Source organism: Spirosoma fluviale (genome assembly GCF_900230225.1).
GTDB classification, from domain to species: Bacteria; Bacteroidota; Bacteroidia; order Cytophagales; family Spirosomataceae; genus Spirosoma; species Spirosoma fluviale.
Genome location: NZ_OCNH01000002.1, coordinates 770,729 through 791,912, shown reverse-complemented (window position 1 = coordinate 791,912; position 21,184 = coordinate 770,729). Strand labels below are relative to the sequence as shown.

The following is a 21,184-nucleotide window of genomic DNA, read 5'->3' as shown; positions in this document are numbered from 1 at the left end:
CTATGAACTTAGTCAAGTTATTATCCGATATCGAAAAAGCAGATCCCGAGATTAGCGAGCGTTTCAGCTTCTATTCGCGCCGAAATCTGCTCAAATTTGGGTCAAACCTGCTGGCCGCCGGTATCCCAACCGTGGTAGCTACCAGCCTGAACCAGGCCTTTGCCCAGGCCACTACCGCTCCTTCGCAGGCCGCCATTGATACCGCAAATTTCGCGCTCACACTGGAGTACCTGGAAGACGAATTTTATCGCATCGGTCTGGCTACAGCGGGGCTCGTTCCGGCCAGCGATCTGGCCGTAATCAATCAAATTAGTAAACACGAAACAGCCCACGTAGCCTTGCTGAAAAGTGCGTTGGGTGCGGCTGCCGTTGCTAAACCAACCTTTAAATTTCCGGCCGGTACTTTCTCGGCCTACGGCACATTCCTGGCCACCGCACGGGCGCTGGAAGACACAGGCGTACAGGCCTACAAAGGGCAGGTCGGCAATCTGGTCAACGACAAAGGTATTTTACAAGTGGCCCTCCAGATTCACTCCGTCGAAGCCCGGCACGCATCGGAAATTCGCCGGATGATGAATATGAAAGGCTGGGTTTCTGACCCGACACAAACAACGTTTACGCAGGGGGGTGTTAACCTGAAAACGCTGCCGAACGTGACAGGTATAAGCGAGGATAATTTGCGTGGAGCTTTCGATGAGCCGCTAACCAAACAACAGGTTATGGCCATTGCAGCAGCTTTTTTATAGTATTACATTAAGTATAGGGAGGCCGGGAAACCGGCGAGGGTGAGGAAAGGTATCGGGGAGTTTCCCTGATACCTTTTTTTTATGTCTTTTCCATCCGTGCGTTTTTTCGTTGCTTGCAGATAAATTCGCCCTTGGTGGCGGCAATCTGTATGAAATTCGTTCGTATCCTCCTGAAAATCCTGCTGGGTCTTGTTGTTTTTATTCTGTTGTTTCTGGCCGTTAGCCTGGCCCCGGTCGATGAGACGCCGTACCGGCAGATGCCTTATTACGCACAGACCAAAGCGCGGCTGGCTCAGCTCCCGGCCATTCTAGCCGCCAAAACACCTCTGCGGGCGGGTTGGGCCAAAGCCAATATTACGCCCCCCTACCCAACGCCCACCGGTGGTTACGGTGCCCGACGCGGCAAGCAATGGCACATTGTAGCCGATTCAATTTTTGTCCGTGCCATCGTTCTTGACAATGGTGGTACCAAAGCCGCCCTGATTGGTCTGGACTTACTTATTACGCCCCCCACGGTCGTCGAAGCGCTCAAAAAACGGCTTCCCGAAGTTGGCTTACAGTGGGAGGATCTATACACAGGGGCTATTCACTCCCACAATAGCATTGGCGGCTGGGCACCGGGGCTGGTAGGCCAGTTGATTACGGGCAAGTATGACGAGAAACTGGTGGTTCGTATTACCGACGGCATCATAAACGCCATTCGGGCAGCCCAACAAAACATGGCCCCCGTACAGGTTGGCTTTGGGCAGGTAGACGCCAGCGATCATATCTATAACCGCATTGGTTTCTCCGGCTCCACGGGGCCGCTCGACGGGATGGTGCATTTACTAAAATTAAAGAAACAAACGGGCGAATCGGCCCTGCTTTGCACCTTCTCCGGCCACGCGACTCTCTACGAAGACGACATGTGGAACTACCTCAGCCGCGATTATCCCGGCTCGTTGGTCGACCGGCTGGAGAAAAAATCGGCCGATTTTGCGGTGTTCATGGCGGGGGCTGTTGGCAGTACCGGCCCGCAGGCGCGGGGTAAAACCGACTTTCAGGAGATCCGAAACTACGCCGGTGATCTGGCCCTGCGTATCGAACGAACCGTTCCACAAATCCAGACCAAAGCCGATAGCACGCTGGGCATTCTGACCCTTCCGCTTGGTTTGCGCGAACCGCACCCGCGCGTTATTGGCAACTGGCGCGTGCGGCCGTGGCTCTTCTACGCCATTTACGGTGATTACCCGTCCGACCTGAAAGCCCTACGCATTGGCCAAACGGTACTGCTCGGCACCCCCTGCGATTACTCCGGCGAATTCGTGGCTGATTTCAAACCGTTGGCTACAAAGAAAGGTGTTAACCTCATGATTACCAGTTTCGACGGCGGCTACATCGGCTATGTAACCCCCGACAAATACTATAACCGTACTACCTACGAAACCCGCGACATGAACTGGTTCGGCCCGTACAATGGTGCGTATTTTGAGGAGATGATGATGGGGTTGCTGTTGAAAATGACAACCCCGTAAACCTATGCGTTTCGTTCTGTTTCTTTCCGTCTTGGTCAGTCTGGTATCCGTTACCATACCCAGCGAACCCTCCGCCGTTATTCGCATTAACCTGCTTGGTTACCGGCCCGATAGTCCAAAAACGGCCGTTTGGGGAAGCCTGACGGATAAGACCATCGAGACATTCGAGCTGGTCGATGAACAAACAAATGAAGTTCACCTACAACTTTCGGCGGGGCGGCCGTTTGGTGAATACGGCCCGTTCAAACAGTCGTACCGATTCGATTTCTCCGGGTTTCGGAAGCCCGGCCGGTATTACCTGCGTACGGCAGACGGTACCCGGTCGCCGGGGTTTCGGATTGATGATAGTGTCTATGCCGGTGCCGCCGATTTCTGCCTTCGCTACATGCGCCAGCAACGCAGCGGCTTCAATCCGTTCCTGAAAGACTCCTGCCACACGCACGACGGCTACACCATGTACGGCCCCATGCCCGACAGCACGCATATCAACGCATCGGGGGGGTGGCACGATGCCTCGGATTACCTGCAATACGTGACTACCTCGGCCAATGCAACGTACCACCTGCTGGCCGCCCTGCGCGATTTCCCGACGGCCTTTGGCGATCAGCACCAGTTGAATGGCCTGACTGGTGCCAACGGCCTGCCCGATGTACTGGACGAAGCGCGCTGGGGTCTCGACTGGCTCCTGAAAATGCACCCGACCGATACGTGGCTCTTCAACCAGCTCGGCGACGACCGAGACCATTCGAGTATGCGGATTCCCAAACTGGACAGCATGTATGGCAAGGGAGCGGAACGGCCCGTGTATTTTGCAACCGGAAAGCCACAGGGGCTATTCAAGTATAAAAACCGGGCAACGGGCGTGGCCTCTACCGCCGGAAAAGTAAGCAGCGCACTAGCACTGGGCTATCAGTTAACCCATAAAAAAGACCCCGCCTATGCCAGCAAACTCTGGCAACGGGCGCAATCGGCTTATAAACTTGGACTGGAAAAGCCGGGCAATTGCCAGACTGCGCCGGGCCGGGCTCCTTACTTTTATGAAGAAGACAATTACGCCGACGACATGGAACTGGCCACCGTGGAGCAACTCAATGCAGCGGGTGCCACCGGAACACAGGCGGCTAAATTACAAACTACGGCACTTGACTTTGCCCGGATGGAGCCGGTTACGCCCTGGATACTGAACGATACGGCCCGGCATTACCAGTGGTACCCGTTTGTGAACGTGGGTCATGCGGAACTGGCGAAACGCCTGCCTGCCCGAGATCGAAAAACCGTTACGGATTATTACAAGGCGGGTATTGAGGTAATCTGGAAACGGGCGGGCCAGAATGCCTTTTATCGGGGGGTGCCCTTTACCTGGTGCAGTAACAACCTCACAACCTCCTTTGCAACCCAGTGTTTCTGGTATCGGCAACTCACCGGCGATGTACAGTTTGCCACGCTGGAACAGGCGAATTTCGATTGGCTCTTTGGCTGTAATCCATGGGGAACAAGCTTTGTGTATGGACTTCCCGCCAACGCCGATACCCCTACCGACCCACATTCGTCATTTACCCATTTAAAAAACTACCCCATCGATGGTGGTTTGGTGGATGGTCCCGTTCGCGGCAGTATTTACAGAAACCTGATCGGCATTACGCTGCACGAATCCGATGAATACGCGCCGTTCCAAAGCAACGTAGCCGTGTATCACGACGACTACGGCGACTACAGCACCAACGAACCAACCATGGATGGCACGGCCTCGCTGGTGTATCTCCTGGCCGCTAAACATGCCGAGAACTATAAACCAGCAAAGGCGAACACGTCCCGGAATCTTCAGAAACCAGTTAAACCGCTAAAACCATCGACAAAAATTGACCCCAAGTCAACGTATTTCAAAGGAGCAAAAATAAGAGGTGACACCGCCACCCGACGCCTGGCGCTGGTCTTTACCGGCGATGAGTTTGCTGATGGCGGCTCGACTATAGCCCGAACCCTGCGAAAGCACCAGGTTCGGGCTGCGTTTTTTCTGACCGGCCGTTTTTTACGCAATCCCACTTTTGCCTCGCTCATAAACCAACTTCAACAGGATGGACACTACCTCGGCCCCCACTCCGACCAGCACTTGCTCTACTGCGACTGGGTCAAACGCGACAGTCTGCTCGTGACCCGGCAGCAATTTGTGGATGACCTACGGGCTAACTATGCCGCACTGGCCCATTTCGGCAAAGACAAAAAGGCAAAAAAGCTCTTTTTACCTCCCTACGAATGGTACAACGACAGCATTGCCGCATGGGCCAAAACAGAAGGCGTTCAACTCATCAACTACACGCCCGGCACGCTGAGTCATGCCGATTACACCACGCCACAGGATAAAAACTACCGCAGCAGCGCCACCATCCTGCAATCCATACGGGCGTATGAGCAGAAAAAAACGGCTGGTCTGAATGGTTTTATCTTACTTATGCACATTGGCGTTGCCCCTAATAGAACGGATAAACTGTACGATCGTCTGGACGAGTTACTGACCGAGCTTCTTCAGAAAAAATATGAATTTGTACGGGCCGATGTGTTGTAGAAAGAACTCAAAACCTTACGCATGAAAGCGTGTTGATATTGATACAATTGCGCGCTAACAAAAGCGGCATCTGTTTACTCAACAAACGAACTTTTTCTATGCGTACGCTCCTATTTTCTCTGGCTATAGGCCTCTTTTACAGTTCCGTCGCTTTCGCCCAGAGCGACACGTCCAAAGCCGTACAGCAAACACCCGTTCAGCAGAGTCCTTCACCCAAGCAAGTAGCTATTCCGGGGGTCGATACACCCCTGTCGGGTGGTGGCATGACTGCCCAGACACCTAACAACCCGCTCCCCCCGGTGCAGGATAACAAAAAACGAAAAACCCTGCCCCCCAGCGATCCAAGGGCGTTTGGCGTATCGGTACCCGTTGGCAAAGCGAAGCGGGATACACTTTAACTCGTGGGCTTATCGGGCAGGGGGGCCGATGCGTGGAATTCGGCGTAGATGCGGTGCATGTAGTCGTCCAGCAAGGTTCGAATACGGCCCCGGTCGTCGGATTGGGTGATGAGCCCGACGTGGTATTCACGGTTGATGCGCCAGAAAATTTCCGGATCGCTGAACACCGATAGGTCGGGCCATTGCTGGCGGGCGAGCGAAACGATCAACCCGGAATGGCGACCGGTATCGACCGGAGGAACGTAATGTTCTTTACGGGCAATGGCCGTTTCGAGTTTGGCCCATTCGCGCCATAGGTTCACGCCCGAAGCAGCCTCTACCATTTCGGCAATGTGAGCGCCACCCACGCGCGAGGCTGTTTCCAGAAAATACAGTTCTCCGTCGTGGTCGCCCCGAATGTACTCGGAATGCGAGGCACTGTACCGCATACCAAAAGCCGACAGAACCTGATCGTTAATCTGCCGGAGCGCATCGGTTTCGGGCGTATCGAGGGGCAAGGTTACCGTTCGGAAAACCCCGCCCCCGTGCGACACTTCCATGGGCGTTGCCAGGTATTGGCTAACCCGCGTAAACACCGCATTGCCATCTACCGATAGCGAGTCGACGTGGTAGACCTTCCCCGGCTTAAACTCTTCGATCAGGTAATTGTGCCGGTTCTCACCCAGCAAATGAATGGCCGACCAGGCTTCGTCCAGTGAGTGAACTTTCCGAATCCCCGTAGCCGACGCTTCCGAGCGGGGTTTTATGAGCCAGGGCGCTTCGGTAGTCTGTAAAAATGCCGTGACCGTTTCGTCATGAAAGAGCGAGCAGAAGGTAGGTACGCGAATCCCGGCGGCAAAAGCCCGTGTTCGCATAGCCAGTTTATCCCGGAAATAGCGGGCGGTCGTCTGCCCCATTCCGTCAATTCGGAAGGTCTCGCGAATAAGGGCTCCTTTCTCTACATCGAAGTCATCCAGGGCTACTACCCGGTCAATTCGCCGGGAGCGCATTGCATGAGCCAGTCCCATAATCATCTGGTCCAGCACGTCGGGCGCGTTGCTGGGCGATGGCAGGAAAAAAAACTCGTCGATGGACTCACGGGGCCATGCTTCGTCGGCAAGTTTCTGGTCGGTTAACAGGTAAACCGTGTTTCCCAACTCTTTACAGGCTTTCATGAAATCCTGTCCTTTGAAGAACGTGGCAATGCACAGAAAAGAAAGTTGACTCATACTGTCTATAGTTCAGGGTTAGTTTGAAACCGATAAGACTTACCAAAACATCATCGGTTTAGTATCCAGGCTAGCCAGACGAAGTAATAAACTGGGTTTGGCGAAAAAAGATACAGCCAAATAGCCAAACAACGAATTTTCTTACTGCTTTTCTTCGATAAGCAGCTGTAAGTAGGCGATTAACAGCCGGATACCGAAACCAGTCGCGTTCTTTTGCGATCCAAATTCCGTATCGGCAAAAGCCATACCGGCAATGTCCAGGTGCGCCCAGGCGGGGTGTTTCTCCGAGAACACTTCCAGAAACTTAGCCGCGCTGATGGCCCCAGCCACTGGCTTACCACTGTAATTTTTAACATCGGCCACATCCGATTTTATGTCTTCGGTATAGGCATCCCACACCGGCAATCGCCAGATGTGTTCACCCGTCTGGTTGGCGGCCTGCGTAAGCGTGGCGGCTAATGCATCGTTGGGCGTAAACAGGCCAGCGGCATGATACCCCAGCGTGGCAATAACGCTACCAGTCAGTGTAGCGAGGTCAATGAGCACATCGGGTTGGTAGTTGCGCACCATGTAGCCCAGCCCATCGGCCAGAATAACGCGGCCTTCGGCATCGGTATCAATGATTTCGATGGTCTTGCCCGAGTAGGCCGTCACCACATCGCCGGGTTTGGTAGAGCGGCCGTCCGTGGAGTTTTCCGTAGATGGAACAATGCCGATCACATGAATGGGCAATTTCAATTTGGCGGCCACCTCCACCGCACCGAGCACAGCCGCAGCCCCGCCCATATCGCTTTTCATGAGGTGCATATTGGACGACGTCTTGATGGACACCCCGCCCGTATCGAAGGTAACGCCCTTACCCACGAGGCCCACTTTTCGGGGATTTTCGATGCCTTCCGGCTTGTATTCGGCGATAATCAGCACTGGCGGCACATCGCTCCCCTGGCTCACGCTCAGCAGCGCACCCAGCTTTTGCCGTTCGAGTTCGGCTTTGTCGAGCACCGTTACCCCGTACCCAAACTGATGGCCGGATGCAACGGCCCAGTCAGCCAGGGTTTGCGGTTTTTTGTAGTTGGCGGGGGCATTCATCAGGTCCAGCATCTGAAGCTGGGTTTGGGCAATGGCCTCGGCACGGGTCAGGGCTTCCTGAGCCACCGCTTGCTGGTCGGGGCTCAGCTGGAGTGTCAACATCCCGGCGTCGGTGTAGAAGACGGGCGTTTCGGGTTTATCGGTCTGGTACAGCTTGAGGTCATACCCGCCCCCACGAACGCCCAGCACCACACCGGCGACAACGCTCCCGTCAAACGCGGTAAGATCGATAGCCAGCGTTGTTGCAAGTTTGCTTTTCTGATCGAAGAAGAATTTTCGGAACGTTCGCAGCCAATCCATTTCCTGAGGGTCTTTTCCCAACCCCAGCAGGTATATCTTTTGGCCATTCTGGCTGTATACGGTCAGCACTTCTTTGGCATCTGCCTTAAAATCGCGTTGCAGCACCTCAGCAGATACACCCAGCGTTGGGGCAAATCCCACCAATTGGTCGGCCAGCGAATTGGTCTGTAAAACAGGAATGATCAAATCACCGGAGGCTGGTGACGGTGTTGTTAAAATGATATTCATAGTTAATGATACGTTATTTCGGGCAGAAACTCAATAAAACAGCCATTCAAGGGCTTTTGGGAATTCCTGACTCCAGTGCGCTTCCTGGTGGGTACCGGTGGGGTCGACAGATACATGAATGTCAATGGAGTGTCCTCCGTAGCTCTGACGCACCAGTGCTTCATTGAAGCGCTGAATATTGGGCACCATGTATGCTGACTCCTGTTCACCCCCATAGGCATAAATTTTCATAGGTACGGGAGCCTGAAAGCGAATGGCATCGAAATAGATTTTGGGCGAAATCCAGAGTGAAGGCGAGAAAACCATCAGCCGACCAAAAACGTCGGGGTGCAGAAGTCCCGCATAAATACTGATCAAACCACCCAGCGAACTGCCACCAACGCCCGTATGGGCCGCATCGGGCAAAGTTCGGAATCGCTTGTCGACGAGGGGCTTAATGGTTCGAAGAATAAAATCAAGGTAGTATCTGCCCCGCCCCTGACCAGCGCGAGTACGGTTGAAGGTGAACTCCCGAATGCGCTCATCGTTGGCATGGTCGATGGAAACCAGAATTACCTCATGGTGGTTACGGCCAGCCAGCAAAGCCATTTTCTGATCAACCTCCCAGCTTCCGAAGCCAGCCCCACCGCCAAACAGATTCTGGCCATCATGTAAATAAAGAACGGGATAGTTTTTTCCCGAGGTCTCGTAATCGTGCGGGAGAAGCACATGCACCCGGCGGGTGGCACCGAGTTGAGGAGACTCGAAGGTATCGCCCAGCAGCTCTATTTTTGGCAACAACTCCGGGTTGAACGGCATGCCAAACCACCGCCAATGGGGCACATAATCCTGCTTTACCGATTCGGAAGCGGATACCCGCCGGTTAGTGACGCCCTCGCCCGAAGCGCCCAGTTCCACATGGTCCCAGCCGCCCCGCGTGTATTTATAGTCCAGAATGTCAGGCAGATCGACCTCTCCCGGAAACTCGTACACATATTGACCTGGTGCTACAGGCTGCATCCGGAAACGATCCAGATCGGGGTACCAGTCGCAAAAGTTACCCGACACAAATACCGGACGGTCATCTGTGCTGTGCGTACGCAATTCTAAACGTAGTGATGAAGACATACGCTTAGAATCGGATATAGGTCCGGGTTGGTTCAGTACGAGCCGGGAAAGTTAGGGTATAGAAAAGCAATCAGGCAATTGCCCATGTATCGGCCAACCCTTTCAACACACTAACCAGCTGATTATAATTGGCAGGTTTGGTCATAAACTGGTTAGCTCCCAACGCCAGACTTCGCTGACGATCGACGTTATCCGACGAGGTGGAGAACATCACAACGGGCAAATGAGCAAATGTGGGCGTGCTTCGGAGTTGCGTCAGGGTATCGAATCCATTCTGCCGGTTCATATTTATATCCAGCAAAATCAATTGAGGTAACCGCACACAAGTGGCCAGTTCAGGCAACAACTGGTCGCCATCGGTGAGTGTTATCACGCTGATGGGTCGTTCTGTATCTTCAAAAGCAGAACTAATAAAAAGTCGGTCGTCCTCATCATCATCAACGACCCAAACGGCGGGCGCATCTGCATAGCCCAAACCCGAAGGCAAATGGAAAGCCATCGCAAAAAAGATTGAAGTAAAGCGTTGGATGGTTGCGTGCGTTGAGTAGACTTCACCGACTGATTACGGTATACAATGTCACCTTGATAAGAAATCATTTTTTCCGACTAAAGTGACTTTTCTTTGCTAATAACAGCAAATAAAGGCGAATAACAGGTCAAATATAATATTATGACAATTAAAACACCACAGAATGAACTATTTATTAACTATTATTTAACGATACTAATCAGTAAGCCTTGTTAGATCGAAAGCCATACAAGAATATAATAATACCCTTTTATTCAGTGAGTTAATCGCCTATTTTAAATAATTCCAAATAGTATATTATAATTAGTCTAAATACTCTATACCTTTGCAGGCGAATTCTCCATTAGTTAACCAATCCATGTTAAAGCCTCGTCTACTTGCTCACGTTGTACCAGTCTTGTTCTTTGCCGCCAGTTTGTCGGCCTGTACGGACCAAGACAACCCGACAACCGTTACGCCCCAACTCCGTAAAACGGTTGATTACGGTAAACTGACCGATACTACCACCTACGCTACATTCTTCGTGGATAACGATGGGGCAAAAACAGTCGATTTAACCACGGGTGCGACCCGCCTGCTCATGTTCCGGGCGATCAATACCTACAACGGTACGGCGGTAGGCACGGGAGCTGCACTGGATGCCAACGTGCTCAAAAACATGTTCTCAAACACCGGCAGCCCCTTTTCGGGTACGGCCAATACAGCTCTCAACAGCTCGGGAATCCAACTCCGTAACGTAACCGCTTCGTCCTTGTCGGCCACGGATGCTGAGAAAGAACGGGCAACGATCGAAGCCGGTTTCCCTAAAATTGCCACTGCCAGCCAATCCGTATCGGCAGTCGCATCGGAAGGGAAAGCGGGTAAACTGGGTACTTATCTCGTCGACGAACAGGGGATCGAATGGGGACAGATCATCCAGAAAGGACTGATTGGCGCTTTTCAGGTCGATTACATCGGTAACGTACTCCTGAGCGACAAAAATCTTTCGCTGGACAATACGACGCTGGTAACCGGAAAAAAATACACGCAGCTTGAGCAAAACTGGGATGAAGTGTATGGCATCCTGACGGCTAACCCGGTATACGGTGGTAAAGCAACGGCTACCTCATCGGGAGAGAGTTTTATCGGCTCTTACCTGTGGGAGTACAATAAAGAAGACTTCCCGAAAATTCATGCAGCCTTATTGAAAGGTCGGGCGGCTATTGTCAATAACGATACCAAAACGCTGAAGGAACAAGCCTCTTTCATTCACTTGGCTATGGAAAAGGCTATTGCCAATGCGGCCCTGGGCTATCTGGGCAAGTGGAAAACCGCCGGAACCAACACAGCCGCTGCAGCCCACGCCATTGGCGAAGGTCTCGGCTTCATTTATTCTCTGCGGTACGCCAAACTAAATAAGGCCGATGCTGCCTTTTCGGACGCTGTGCTGACGGGTCTTATCTCCGCACCCAATGGATTCTGGGGTTTGACGAATGCCAAAATTGATGCGGCCTCTTCGGCTATCCGAACAAAGTTCAACATCCCTGTCTAGACAACAAACTATATCTTTTACTTAATACAGAGCAGTGTCGCTAACACTGCTCTGTCTCCATTTTTAACTCATGATAAACAGTAAGTGGAAACAAATCGGATTCATCTGCGCATTTGTCAGCGCATTATGGGCTTGTTCGGGAAGTAGTTCGGACACACCAACGCCAACGCCAACTACCCCCACCGATCAGGCAGGCAGCGACCGGAAAGCCATGCTGACCAACCTTGCCGATAATATCATTGTACCCAGCTACACGAATTTTAAAGCGAAGTTTGATGTAATGCTGGCCAAATCGGACGCGTTTGCAGCAAAACCGGACAACGCATCGCTCACGGCGTTGCGGCAGGCCTGGGTAGACGCCTATACCGACTGGCAGAAAGTTGAGCTGTTCGATGTAGGTCCGGCGGAGCAGTACACACTTCGTAATTTTTTCAACATCTACCCGGCCAACGTAACCGGTATCGAAGAGTATATTTCGGCGGGTTCGGGAACGTTCGATGTACCGCTCTCCTACCCAAAACAGGGCTTTCCAGCGCTGGATTACCTCATCAACGGGCTCGGCACGACAGACGACGCTATCGTTGCCCGCTACACAACAGCCGCCGATGCCGCCAAACGAATTGCTTACCTGAAGCGGCTGACGAGCCAGATGAATACGCAGTTCACAACAGTGTACACTGCCTGGACAACGGGTGGCTATCGGGACACATTCATCAACTGCACGGCCTTAAACGCGGGCTGCTCGACGTCTAAACTGGTAAACGGCTATGTGCTCAATTATGAACGCTATATCCGTTCCGGAAAGCTGGGTATCCCGTCGGGTGCCATGACCAACGGCACGGTAGCTACCGATAAGATTGAAGCCTATTACAAGAAAGACCTGTCGCTGACCCTGGCCAAAACGGCTCATCAGGCCAGCGTTGACTTCTTCAACGGGAAAAGCGTAAAAACGGGTCAGGAAGGGCCAGGTCTGAAAACATACCTCAACTCGCTCGGCGCGAAAGACAGCAGCACGGGCACATCGCTGGTCGACATCATCAACAAGCAGTTCGAGGCTGTAAACCAGCAGCTCAATGCGCTGAAGCCTAATCTGGCCGATGAAGTCAAGACCAACAATGCGGCCGTTGTCCTCGCTTATACGCAGATGCAAAAGGCCGTTCGCATGCTCAAGGTCGACATGACTACCGCCATGAGTATCACCATTACGTATACGGACAACGACGGGGACTAAGTAAAGGCTACTGTCTACCCCACTTATGCAACACTATTTTCGTAAAACCACTTCGGCGGCACCGCTGGCCGTTTTCAGGCTCTTGTTCGGACTAATGCTCTTCGGGAGCATTGTCCGTTTCTGGGGCAAGGGGTGGATTGCGGAATTATATATTCAGCCTCGCTTCTTTTTCCCGTTTTATGGCTTCGAGTTTGTGGAGCCACTGGGTCAGTACACATACCTTCTTTTTGCGGTTTGTGGTATCTCGGCCCTACTTGTTGCGGTGGGATTATTTTACCGGGCAGCCAGTGTGCTCCTGTTCCTGAGCTTCACGTACATCGAGCTGATTGACAAAAGCACCTACCTCAACCATTACTATTTTACAAGTATGGTTTGCCTGCTGCTGATCTTTCTGCCCGCTCACGCGTACTTTTCAGTGGATGCCTACCGCCGTCCCTACCTGCGGGCCGGTCAGATTCCAGCCTGGCAACTCGACTCCCTGAAACTGCTGGTAGCCATTCTCTACGTGTTTGCCGGTCTGGCTAAAGTCAACAGCGACTGGCTCCTGCATGGGTTACCCCTACGAATTTGGTTACCGGCCCACAACGATGTGCCGCTGGTTGGTTTTCTGTTCAATTACCCATGGGTGCCGCTGGTCTTTAGCTGGTTCGGCTGTTTGTACGATCTAAGCATTCCGTTTCTGCTCTGGAACGGCAAAACCCGGCCCTGGGCGTATGCGGCCGTTGTGGTATTTCACGGATTAACGGCATGGCTGTTTCCCATCGGCATGTTTCCGTACATCATGATTGTAACGGCGCTCATTTTCTTTTCAGCTCCATTTCATCTGGCGTTACTTCGGGCGATCAGCCAGAGGCTGTCCATTCCAACCACCTTCCTGATCAGCCAGCGGACATATACGTACCCGCCACTAATCACCTCGGCTATTCAGGTAACCTTCGTGATTTTCTTTGTGTTTCAACTTCTCTTTCCCTTTCGCTACCTCCTGTATCCGGGTGAGTTGTTCTGGACCGAACAGGGCTATCGGTTTTCTTGGCGGGTTATGCTGATGGAGAAAGCGGGGTACGCCCAGTTTACCGTGAAAGACCAACTGGGCCACCGGACAATCGTGAACAACACCGAATTCCTGACGCCCCTTCAGGAAAAAATGATGGCTACCCAACCCGATATGTTGTTGCAATACGCGCACCTGCTTCGGGATTATTATTCTAAACGTGGTTTTCAACATCCGGCCGTCTATGTAGACTCCTACGTAGCCCTCAATGGCCGTCTGGGAAAACCCCTGATCAACCCGGCGACCAATCTGGCCGACAAACAGGACTCCTTTACCCACAAAGCGTGGATCACTCCTTTCAATGACAACATTTACGGTTTTTAAATCGGTGGGCTTCGCCCTCCTTCTTCTCTGCTCAACAACCGCCCTTGCCCAGTATCAACTCTCGGGTACGGTACAATCCCGGCAGGACAGCTCGGCGGTGAAGGGTTGCACGATCTACCTGAACAATGGCAACCGCTCGACCCAAACAGATAGCCTGGGTCAGTTTACCTTTGCCAACCTGCCCAGTGGCACGTACGTACTGAACACCAGCAGTCCCGATTTTAAAGCCGCCACGCAGACCGTAAAACTTGCTGAACGGAATCAACTGGTACGCATTTACCTGGCTAGTCGGCTCGAAACGCTGAACGAGGTAACCGTGACCGATAAGCAGTCGGACTTTGGCTTTACGCGTATGAGGGGGGTTGAAGGCATGGGGATTTATGAGGGCAAGAAATCCGAAGTGATCATTCCGGATCAGCTGGTCGCGAATTTATCGACCAACAACGCCCGGCAGATCTACGCACGGGTAGCAGGATTAAATATCTGGGAGAACGAAGGAGCCGGGCTGCAACTCAGTATCGGCGGGCGTGGCCTCGACCCGAACCGTAGCTCCAATTTCAACGTCCGGCAGAATGGCTACGACATCAGTGCCGACGCGCTGGGGTATCCGGAAAGCTACTACACGCCCCCCATCGAAGCCGTTGGCCGTATCCAGATTGTTCGCGGGGCCGCTTCGTTGCAGTACGGTACGCAGTTTGGCGGGTTGCTCAACTTTGTCATGCGAAAGCCCGTTGCCGACCGAAAATTTGAACTGGTAGCCCGGCAAACCGTGGGTACCTTCGGGTTTTACAACGCCTTCACGAGCGCCAGTGGCACGGTTGGCAAACTGAGCTATTACACGTTTTTCCAATACAAAAAAGGCGATGGCTGGCGGCCTAATTCCCACTTCACCAACTACACGGCCTTCGCCGACATCGACTACCGGTTCTCGGAAAATACGTCGGTAGGGGTCGACATCACCCAGATGAGCTACCTGGCCCAGCAGCCGGGCGGCCTGACCGACGCCATGTTTCGGGAAGATCCCCGGCAAAGCAACCGTGAGCGTAACTGGTTCAAGGTAAACTGGACGATGCCCGCCCTGCATTTCGACCATAAGTTCAACGCCAACAACGAAGTCAATGTGCGGGTATTTGGCCTGTATGCCTATCGGTATTCGCTGGGGTTCCGGCCAAACCGCGTGGCCAGCGTCGATGACAACAGCGAGCGGGATCTGATAAAAGGTGATTTTCAGAATTATGGGGCCGAAGCGCGGTACTTAAAACGGTACCAGCTCGCTAAACAACAGGCCGTTTTGCTGGTTGGAACACGTTATTATCACGGCTATAACCACAGCATTCAGGGCTTGGGCAGCACGGGCAACGATGCAAACTTCACCTTTACGGATACCGAGCAGGGCATTGCGTCAGACTACCAGTTTCCTAACCGGAATGTGTCGCTCTTTGCCGAAAACATCCTGTATGTGGGGGAGAAATTGTCCATTACCCCCGGCGTACGCTTCGAATACATTCATACGACAGCCGATGGTTTCTACGGCACCGTTACCCGCGATCTGGCAGGGAATATCATCGACGCCACCCGCACCAACGAAGTCCGAACCAACGGACGCCAGTTTCTGTTGGGCGGGCTGGGTATCAGCTACAAACCCACTACGCAGCTCGACATATACGGCAACATTTCGCAGAATTACCGCTCCATCACCTTCAGTGATATGCGGATTGCCAACCCATCGTCGGTTATTGACCCTAATTTGCAGGACGAAAAAGGGTACTCCATCGATCTGGGCATTCGCAGCACGCAAACCACGCTGTACAACTTCGACGTCAGCGCGTTCTATCTGAACTACAACAACCGCATCGGTGAGGTGCAGTTCTACGACGCCAACGACCGGGTTCTGCGCCGACGGGGTAACATTGGGCAGGCTGTTATCATGGGGCTGGAATCTTATGCCGAAGGCGATTTTCTTCGTTTAGCCAACCCGGCAAATACAAACCTGAGTGGCGTCTTGTTCGCCAACATCGCCCTGATCCACTCTAATTATAGAGCCAGCGAGATTGCCGGAGTCGTTGGCAATCAGGTTGAATTTGTGCCGAATGTAAACCTGAAAAGTGGCGTACGGGTCGGCTACAAAAACCTGAAAGCTTCGTTTCAGTATACCTATCTGTCGGATCAGTTTTCTGACGCGACCAACTCGCGCGAAGGGGGCGTTTCGGCAGTGATCGGGCTTATTCCGGCCTATTCCATCATGGACGCCAGCCTGTCGTATCAGTTCAGCCGGTTTCGACTGGAGGGTAGTTTGAACAACCTCGCCAATCGGGCGTATTTCACCCGCCGGGCCACGGGTTACCCCGGCCCCGGCATTCTGCCTTCCGATGGACGCGGTTTGTACGTGACCCTGCAGGTGAAACTATAGCCAGTACCGGCCTCACAACGATGGCAGCGACCGCACCACAATGATCGGCTTTTGGTTACCGGTGGTTTGTTCGTACGCGACCAGCAGCCCGTTTTTCGTCGCCAGTACGGCCGGATAGGCCGCGTTGGTGGTTTCGGCGGTTAGGTACGTTGTCGGGCTGGCTACGCCCTTCTCAACGATTCGCATACCAATTCGCTGGACAAACGAGCCCATTTCACCGGAACCGTCTTTCGAAACGGCCTCATCCCAGACCCAGATCAGTTGATTTCCGAGCGTTGCCACCTGCGGATGCTTCGCCCGGTTCGAGAGCACGCTCGATACGAGCTTATCCGAACCGAGTCGGGCCAACCGCAATCCAACAGCCTCTTCCTTACCCGAAAACCAGGTCATCAGCAACTCATTACCGACCTCGGCTACGGCAGGTCCCGCGTGGGGGCAGGCGTTTACCTGCCAATTGTCGGCATACACACGCTGTGGTTTGCCGAAGGTTTTGCCATTATCGGTCGAAACAGCCGTACTGATGTCGCGGGATGCGGGTTCGTCTCTTTTGCCGGATGGGATCAGGTCGCGGTAGGTCAAATGAATCCCTTTTTTGGCGTCGACAAACACATTGGTGCGGCAGCACTGGCAGGCGTTATCATCGACCAGCACCGCCGGACCAAAGCCCTTTCCTTGTGTTGTCTGGGCAAATACTACCGGGCGTCCCTCCTTTCCGGGGAGTTTCTCATCCAAATACATAACCCCGATTTCGCCGTTGGGCAAGCGCGTGATGTCGCTGTAAGAATGGCTCGTGCCGGGTTTTATCGTCTGATAAAGGGGAACCGGGTCGGTCCAGTGCTGCCCATTATCTACCGACATCGTGTACAGCAGATCACCGGCAAAGCGCGACTCGGGTGTTGGACTCGGCACTTCGTAAACAGCCAGCAGGGTTCCATCCGCTTTTACGGCCAGTTTAGGCATTCCTTCGGCATGAGTGGAGATAGTAACCGGCGCGTTCACCCTGATTTTTTCCCCGAACGTTTGTCCATTGGCCGCGATGGCGAAATAAAAAGCCGTCTCTTTCTCACTGATTTTTTCCACCCAGCTTAACAACGGCTTACCGGTTGCATCGGTCGTCAGGTGGGGAACAGCCCCGGTAAATTGCGGATTGGAAATCGCTGTTTCTGTTGTCGGTAGACTGACGAGAAACATAAGTAGAATTGAAAATAAGTGTGCCATAAGTTTGTTTTTTTGTAGAGACGCGATCCCTCGCGTCTCCTGACCGGATGGTTTTTCGCGCGTCTTGCAGCCTGATATTAAAAATTGCTGACGCAAAGGAGACGCGAAGTATCGCGTCTCTACACAGGTTGAAAATTCATTTACCGGAAAATGTATACTGAACGCCAACCACTACCGTGCGCGGGGCGGCTGGCGTGTAGGTGGTTCGGTCGGTGGCGTTGTTTCCGCGTGTGGCATTGGTGGCGAACAGGGCATTTGTTACGTTCATCACGTTCGTAAACAATTCGATGCCTTTCCACTCGTAGCCCGCCCGAACATTGGCAACATCATAGCCCCCATAACGGACGGTATTGATCTGGTTCTGATACCAGCCCGCCACATGCTGCCACTCTACGGATGTCCGGAAGTTTTTCAGCCAGACCGGATAGTAGCTAACTTCCGTATTCCAGAGGGTGCGCGGGGCCGAGGGCATGTCGTTCCCGTTCACGTTCTGCACGGCGTCGGACACCCGCTGGCTCAGGGTAAACTCCACAAACCGATGCACGGCATGAGTGCCCCCGAACCGAAAAAACACCTGCTTCGACGGTCGGTAGGTAACGCCCAGCTCAACGCCCCGGTGCAGCGTTCTCCCCGCCGACTGGTAGTCCGTCGAATTGTCGGGCTGGCGGATGTTCAGCAGTTCGTTGGTACCGGTCATCTGGTACAAGGCACCATCGATATAGAGTTTATTACCCAGCAGCGAAGCCCAGCCACCTATTTCTACATTATTGAACCTGGCCGGATTCAGGTTATAATAGAAAAGTTCGCTGGTAGCGGTGGGCGTCGTTCGCTTGAGGAAAATCGACGTAAGGGCGGGGGGCGAAAACCCTTTCGATACGTTGGCGTACAGGCCCTTACCTCCTCCCAGATCATAAGTCGCCCCCAGTTTGGGCGTAACCTGGCCGTAGGCTTTCCCGCCCGAACTCCGGTCCAGGGCATTGGTATAATCAAAGGCCATCCGGTCGTAACGCAGCCCGGCCGATACCCGTAGTTTGGGTAATGGCTCAAGATCATACTGCCCGTAAGCCGCTACGTTATGAATGTGAGCCGAGTAATTAGCCAGTTGATTATCGGGCCGTTCCCTGACCTGGGTGTACTTTACCACCGACTTTTTGTCGGCACGTAACTCCGTCGTCAGCTCAGTCTGGTACGCATAATAGGTGTTTGGCGACAGATCGAGCGTGGTGCCCACGATGAGTTTGCTGTTCAGAAAAGACAGCTTCTGCGTATGTTGGGCAATGACGCCGTAACTGCTGAAGTCGTTGCTGTTAATTTGCCCCGTTGCCGTTGGCGAACCCGTTGTCCAGCGAATCGAATAGGCCGGATTCTGCCCAACGCTGTTCTTTCGGGCAAACCCCGTTACGAACGATTCCGAGCCGTTTTTCCAGGTGTGTTCGAGCGTCAGGCGGCTGCGGAATGAGACCGTTTTTCGGTAAGTGAAATCGGTCGTGCTCACGTATTGCCGGGCAAAAAACGCCGTACTGTCTACACTCCCGCTCGTTTGCGAGTTATAATCGTTGTACGAAACGGTGCCGGTTAGACGCGTATTCGGCGAAAAAGCGTATTCGAGCCGGGCAAAATAAGACGATTTATCGTAGTTGGAACTGGCCAGCCAGGAATCACGCTGCCGCGACAGCAGTCCGCCCACGTATAACCCGAACTTACCCTGCCGGGCTCCCGCGCCAACCTGTACGCGCTGATACCCCCATTGGTCAATCTGGATGCCTGCGCGGGCTGTTGGTACCGCCGTTGGGCGTTGGGTAATGAAGTTTACCGCCCCGCCCACAGCTTCCGGGCCATACATGGACGACACCGGCCCTTTCACCACTTCAATGGAGCTTACCGTAAACTGATTCATTTCCAGCAAAGCGTTGTGATTGAACACGCCCATTGGCCGAACGGGCACGCCATCTTCCAGGTACAGAAAATACGCATTGGTGGTCATTGGCTGGCGAATAGCCATCATGTGCTGCTCATTATTCAGGTTGACCATCAGTACCCCCGGCGTCTTGTTAATGACCTCGTAAATGCTCGTCGGTTTGGTTTCGTTGATGAGTCTGGCCGACAGTTTCGAGATCGCAATGGGCGTTTCGGTACGCAGGGCGGCTTCCCGATTACCGGTTACGACAACGGTTTGAAGGTCCTCGACGGCGGGTTCGAGGGCAATACGAACGGGCCGACTGGGTATCAAAACCACCTCCTGCCGACGGTATCCAACCGCCGACACCGTTATGCGGGTTGGGTTACCGACCAGCGAAAATCGCCCGGTGGCATCGGTGATAAGGCCTTTTCCCGAAGGGAATCCCAGTGTTACGCCGGGTAATGGTTCTTTCGTCTGGGCGTCGAAAACAAGCCCAAAATAATTATGCTGTGCCAACGCACAGACTGACGTCATGGCCCATACGAAAGAGGCCATGAACAATTTATACATGTTCATTATGAATAGTCAGGTTAGAAAAATGGGATGAACAAGGCGAAAACGCTCCATCAGAAAGCGTCTACGCTGTACTGTTTTCAATTGATCAAACAGTAATCCACAAACCGCAGGGCTGCGGCTCTACACCTGAGGAGGTTGTAACAGACCCATAACAGGTGCCGTATACGAAGGGAATCGGTAAGCAAAAAAGGCAACTGAAATCCGCCAAAGCGCAAAATGGCCAAACTCGAAAGATAGTCTGTCCTGAAAAAACAGCTGAATGACCGGCGTATTCTGAACCCGCTCGGTGGTTTCTTTATCCTGCCGATCCTGCTGGGCTTTTAACTGTTTGGCTAGGTAGCACTGCCCATCGCAATGAAGCTGGGGTTTGTCGCGGTTCTCGCAGAGGACGCGGGCAATATACGCTTTATTGACATTGTAATACGCAATGGTCCCCCACTGACTGACGGTTGGCAGCAGCGTAGCAAGCAGGAGAATATAAACCAGCGCATTTTTCATGTCCTGCACAAAAGTAGAACAGGATTGGCATGCGTGGTTCATTTCAGCCAGGAAAGTTTCTACTAAACAGGTAGGCTATAGGCTGTCGGGCACATCTTCCAGTTGCACTTCCTTCTCAAAGGCGATGAAGTTGACGATCTCTTTGTGATGATTGGTAATCGGGCGAATCACCACATTACACCAGTAGGCCGTTCGGTCTTTCCGGTAATTCAGGAGTAGCTCACTAACCGTCCGTTTTTTTTGAATGGCTTTCCGCATACGCTGCCGGGCCAGTTGTGAAGTCCCTTCACCCTGCAAAAAATTCGGGCGACGGCCTATAGCTTCGGGATTGGTATAGCCTGTCATTTTTTCGAACAGGGGGTTCACATACTCGATGATCTGCTCGGCGTTTGTAACGACAATTGCCCATTCATTGCTCAGTAAATCATGTCGGATCGGGGCTGTTAATACCCAATCCTGCTTTTTTGCTAACAGTTGCCACCCGGTATGACCTGCTTCCAATGTGGGCCGTTGCCTGAATTCCCAACCTGCTAACAAAGGCGTTAGTAAAGACTGCCGATAACGGGCAGCAAGTTGTTCATCATAAGGTCCGCAAAAGTCCATAGTGGTTGGTAGAGTAAACCTTCTATGCTTAGTTGAGAAGGCAATTGGTAATCATACAGACTTTACAACTAAATCGTGCCCCTTATGGATAGTTATAAGCCTTTTTTTTATCTGTTACTTATTATAAGGCAACAATCTACATCAAACTTTATATAAATAC

At 52.8% G+C, this 21,184-nt stretch carries 16 protein-coding genes; 8 read left to right on the top strand and 8 right to left on the bottom strand.

The genetic code is table 11. The features are described from left to right. Positions 1-2: 2 nt before the first annotated feature. From CRO74_RS13950 to CRO74_RS13935, 4 genes are all read left to right on the top strand, one after another. A complete protein-coding gene (locus tag CRO74_RS13950) occupies positions 3-746 on the top strand; it encodes a ferritin-like domain-containing protein (protein WP_097126661.1) in 744 nt (247 codons plus the stop codon). Positions 747-895: 149 nt separating this feature from the next. After that, entirely contained in the window at positions 896-2,260 is a 1,365-nt protein-coding gene (locus CRO74_RS13945; protein ID WP_097126660.1) for a neutral/alkaline non-lysosomal ceramidase N-terminal domain-containing protein, read from the top strand. 4 nt (positions 2,261-2,264) lie between these two features. Then, positions 2,265-4,823: a bifunctional glycoside hydrolase family 9 protein/polysaccharide deacetylase gene (locus CRO74_RS13940; RefSeq protein ID WP_097126659.1), complete on the top strand. Its 2,559-nt coding sequence runs from the start codon at positions 2,265-2,267 to the stop codon at positions 4,821-4,823. A 98-nt stretch (positions 4,824-4,921) separates the two neighbouring features. Next, positions 4,922-5,221 (top strand): hypothetical protein, encoded by a 300-nt coding sequence (locus tag CRO74_RS13935; protein WP_097126658.1) that lies wholly within the window; start codon positions 4,922-4,924, stop codon positions 5,219-5,221. Here the strand turns inward: CRO74_RS13935 and CRO74_RS13930 are convergent. The 4 genes from CRO74_RS13930 to CRO74_RS13915 all read right to left on the bottom strand — a co-directional run bounded on the left by CRO74_RS13930 (position 5,218) and on the right by CRO74_RS13915 (position 9,652). Continuing rightward, on the bottom strand, positions 5,218-6,429 hold the full coding sequence (locus CRO74_RS13930; protein ID WP_097126657.1) for an ATP-grasp domain-containing protein: 1,212 nt from the start codon (positions 6,427-6,429) through the stop codon (positions 5,218-5,220). The two genes, CRO74_RS13935 and CRO74_RS13930, sit on opposite strands and share 4 nt — an antisense overlap. 141 nt (positions 6,430-6,570) lie before the next feature. Beyond that, complete coding sequence (locus CRO74_RS13925; RefSeq protein WP_097126656.1) at positions 6,571-8,046, bottom strand: leucyl aminopeptidase family protein; 1,476 nt, start codon at positions 8,044-8,046, stop codon at positions 6,571-6,573. A gap of 30 nt (positions 8,047-8,076) precedes the next feature. Continuing rightward, a complete protein-coding gene (locus CRO74_RS13920; protein ID WP_097126655.1) occupies positions 8,077-9,153 on the bottom strand; it encodes an alpha/beta hydrolase in 1,077 nt (358 codons plus the stop codon). A gap of 70 nt (positions 9,154-9,223) precedes the next feature. Further along, a complete protein-coding gene (locus CRO74_RS13915; RefSeq protein WP_097126654.1) occupies positions 9,224-9,652 on the bottom strand; it encodes a response regulator in 429 nt (142 codons plus the stop codon). A 388-nt stretch (positions 9,653-10,040) separates the two neighbouring features. On the opposite strand from CRO74_RS13915, the gene CRO74_RS13910 reads away from it, so the two are divergent. The 4 genes from CRO74_RS13910 to CRO74_RS13895 all read left to right on the top strand — a co-directional run bounded on the left by CRO74_RS13910 (position 10,041) and on the right by CRO74_RS13895 (position 16,229). Continuing rightward, complete coding sequence (locus tag CRO74_RS13910; protein ID WP_097126653.1) at positions 10,041-11,213, top strand: DUF4856 domain-containing protein; 1,173 nt, start codon at positions 10,041-10,043, stop codon at positions 11,211-11,213. A gap of 70 nt (positions 11,214-11,283) precedes the next feature. Beyond that, a complete protein-coding gene (locus tag CRO74_RS13905; protein WP_097126652.1) occupies positions 11,284-12,444 on the top strand; it encodes an imelysin family protein in 1,161 nt (386 codons plus the stop codon). Positions 12,445-12,469: 25 nt separating this feature from the next. Further along, a complete protein-coding gene (locus tag CRO74_RS13900) occupies positions 12,470-13,819 on the top strand; it encodes an HTTM domain-containing protein (RefSeq protein WP_097126651.1) in 1,350 nt (449 codons plus the stop codon). Further along, positions 13,797-16,229 (top strand): TonB-dependent receptor domain-containing protein, encoded by a 2,433-nt coding sequence (locus CRO74_RS13895; RefSeq protein WP_097126650.1) that lies wholly within the window; start codon positions 13,797-13,799, stop codon positions 16,227-16,229. The genes CRO74_RS13900 and CRO74_RS13895 overlap by 23 nt, the downstream gene beginning before the upstream one ends. Positions 16,230-16,241: 12 nt before the next feature. On the opposite strand, the gene CRO74_RS13890 is transcribed toward CRO74_RS13895, so the two are convergent. The 4 genes from CRO74_RS13890 to CRO74_RS13875 all read right to left on the bottom strand — a co-directional run bounded on the left by CRO74_RS13890 (position 16,242) and on the right by CRO74_RS13875 (position 21,024). Beyond that, positions 16,242-17,420 (bottom strand): sialidase family protein, encoded by a 1,179-nt coding sequence (locus CRO74_RS13890; RefSeq protein ID WP_245877842.1) that lies wholly within the window; start codon positions 17,418-17,420, stop codon positions 16,242-16,244. A 163-nt stretch (positions 17,421-17,583) separates the two neighbouring features. Next, entirely contained in the window at positions 17,584-19,923 is a 2,340-nt protein-coding gene (locus CRO74_RS13885) for a TonB-dependent receptor (protein ID WP_097126648.1), read from the bottom strand. 120 nt (positions 19,924-20,043) lie between these two features. After that, positions 20,044-20,421: a hypothetical protein gene (locus tag CRO74_RS13880; RefSeq protein ID WP_097126647.1), complete on the bottom strand. Its 378-nt coding sequence runs from the start codon at positions 20,419-20,421 to the stop codon at positions 20,044-20,046. Between the two features lie 75 nt (positions 20,422-20,496). Beyond that, a complete protein-coding gene (locus CRO74_RS13875; RefSeq protein ID WP_097126646.1) occupies positions 20,497-21,024 on the bottom strand; it encodes a PAS domain-containing protein in 528 nt (175 codons plus the stop codon). Positions 21,025-21,184 lie beyond the last annotated feature (160 nt).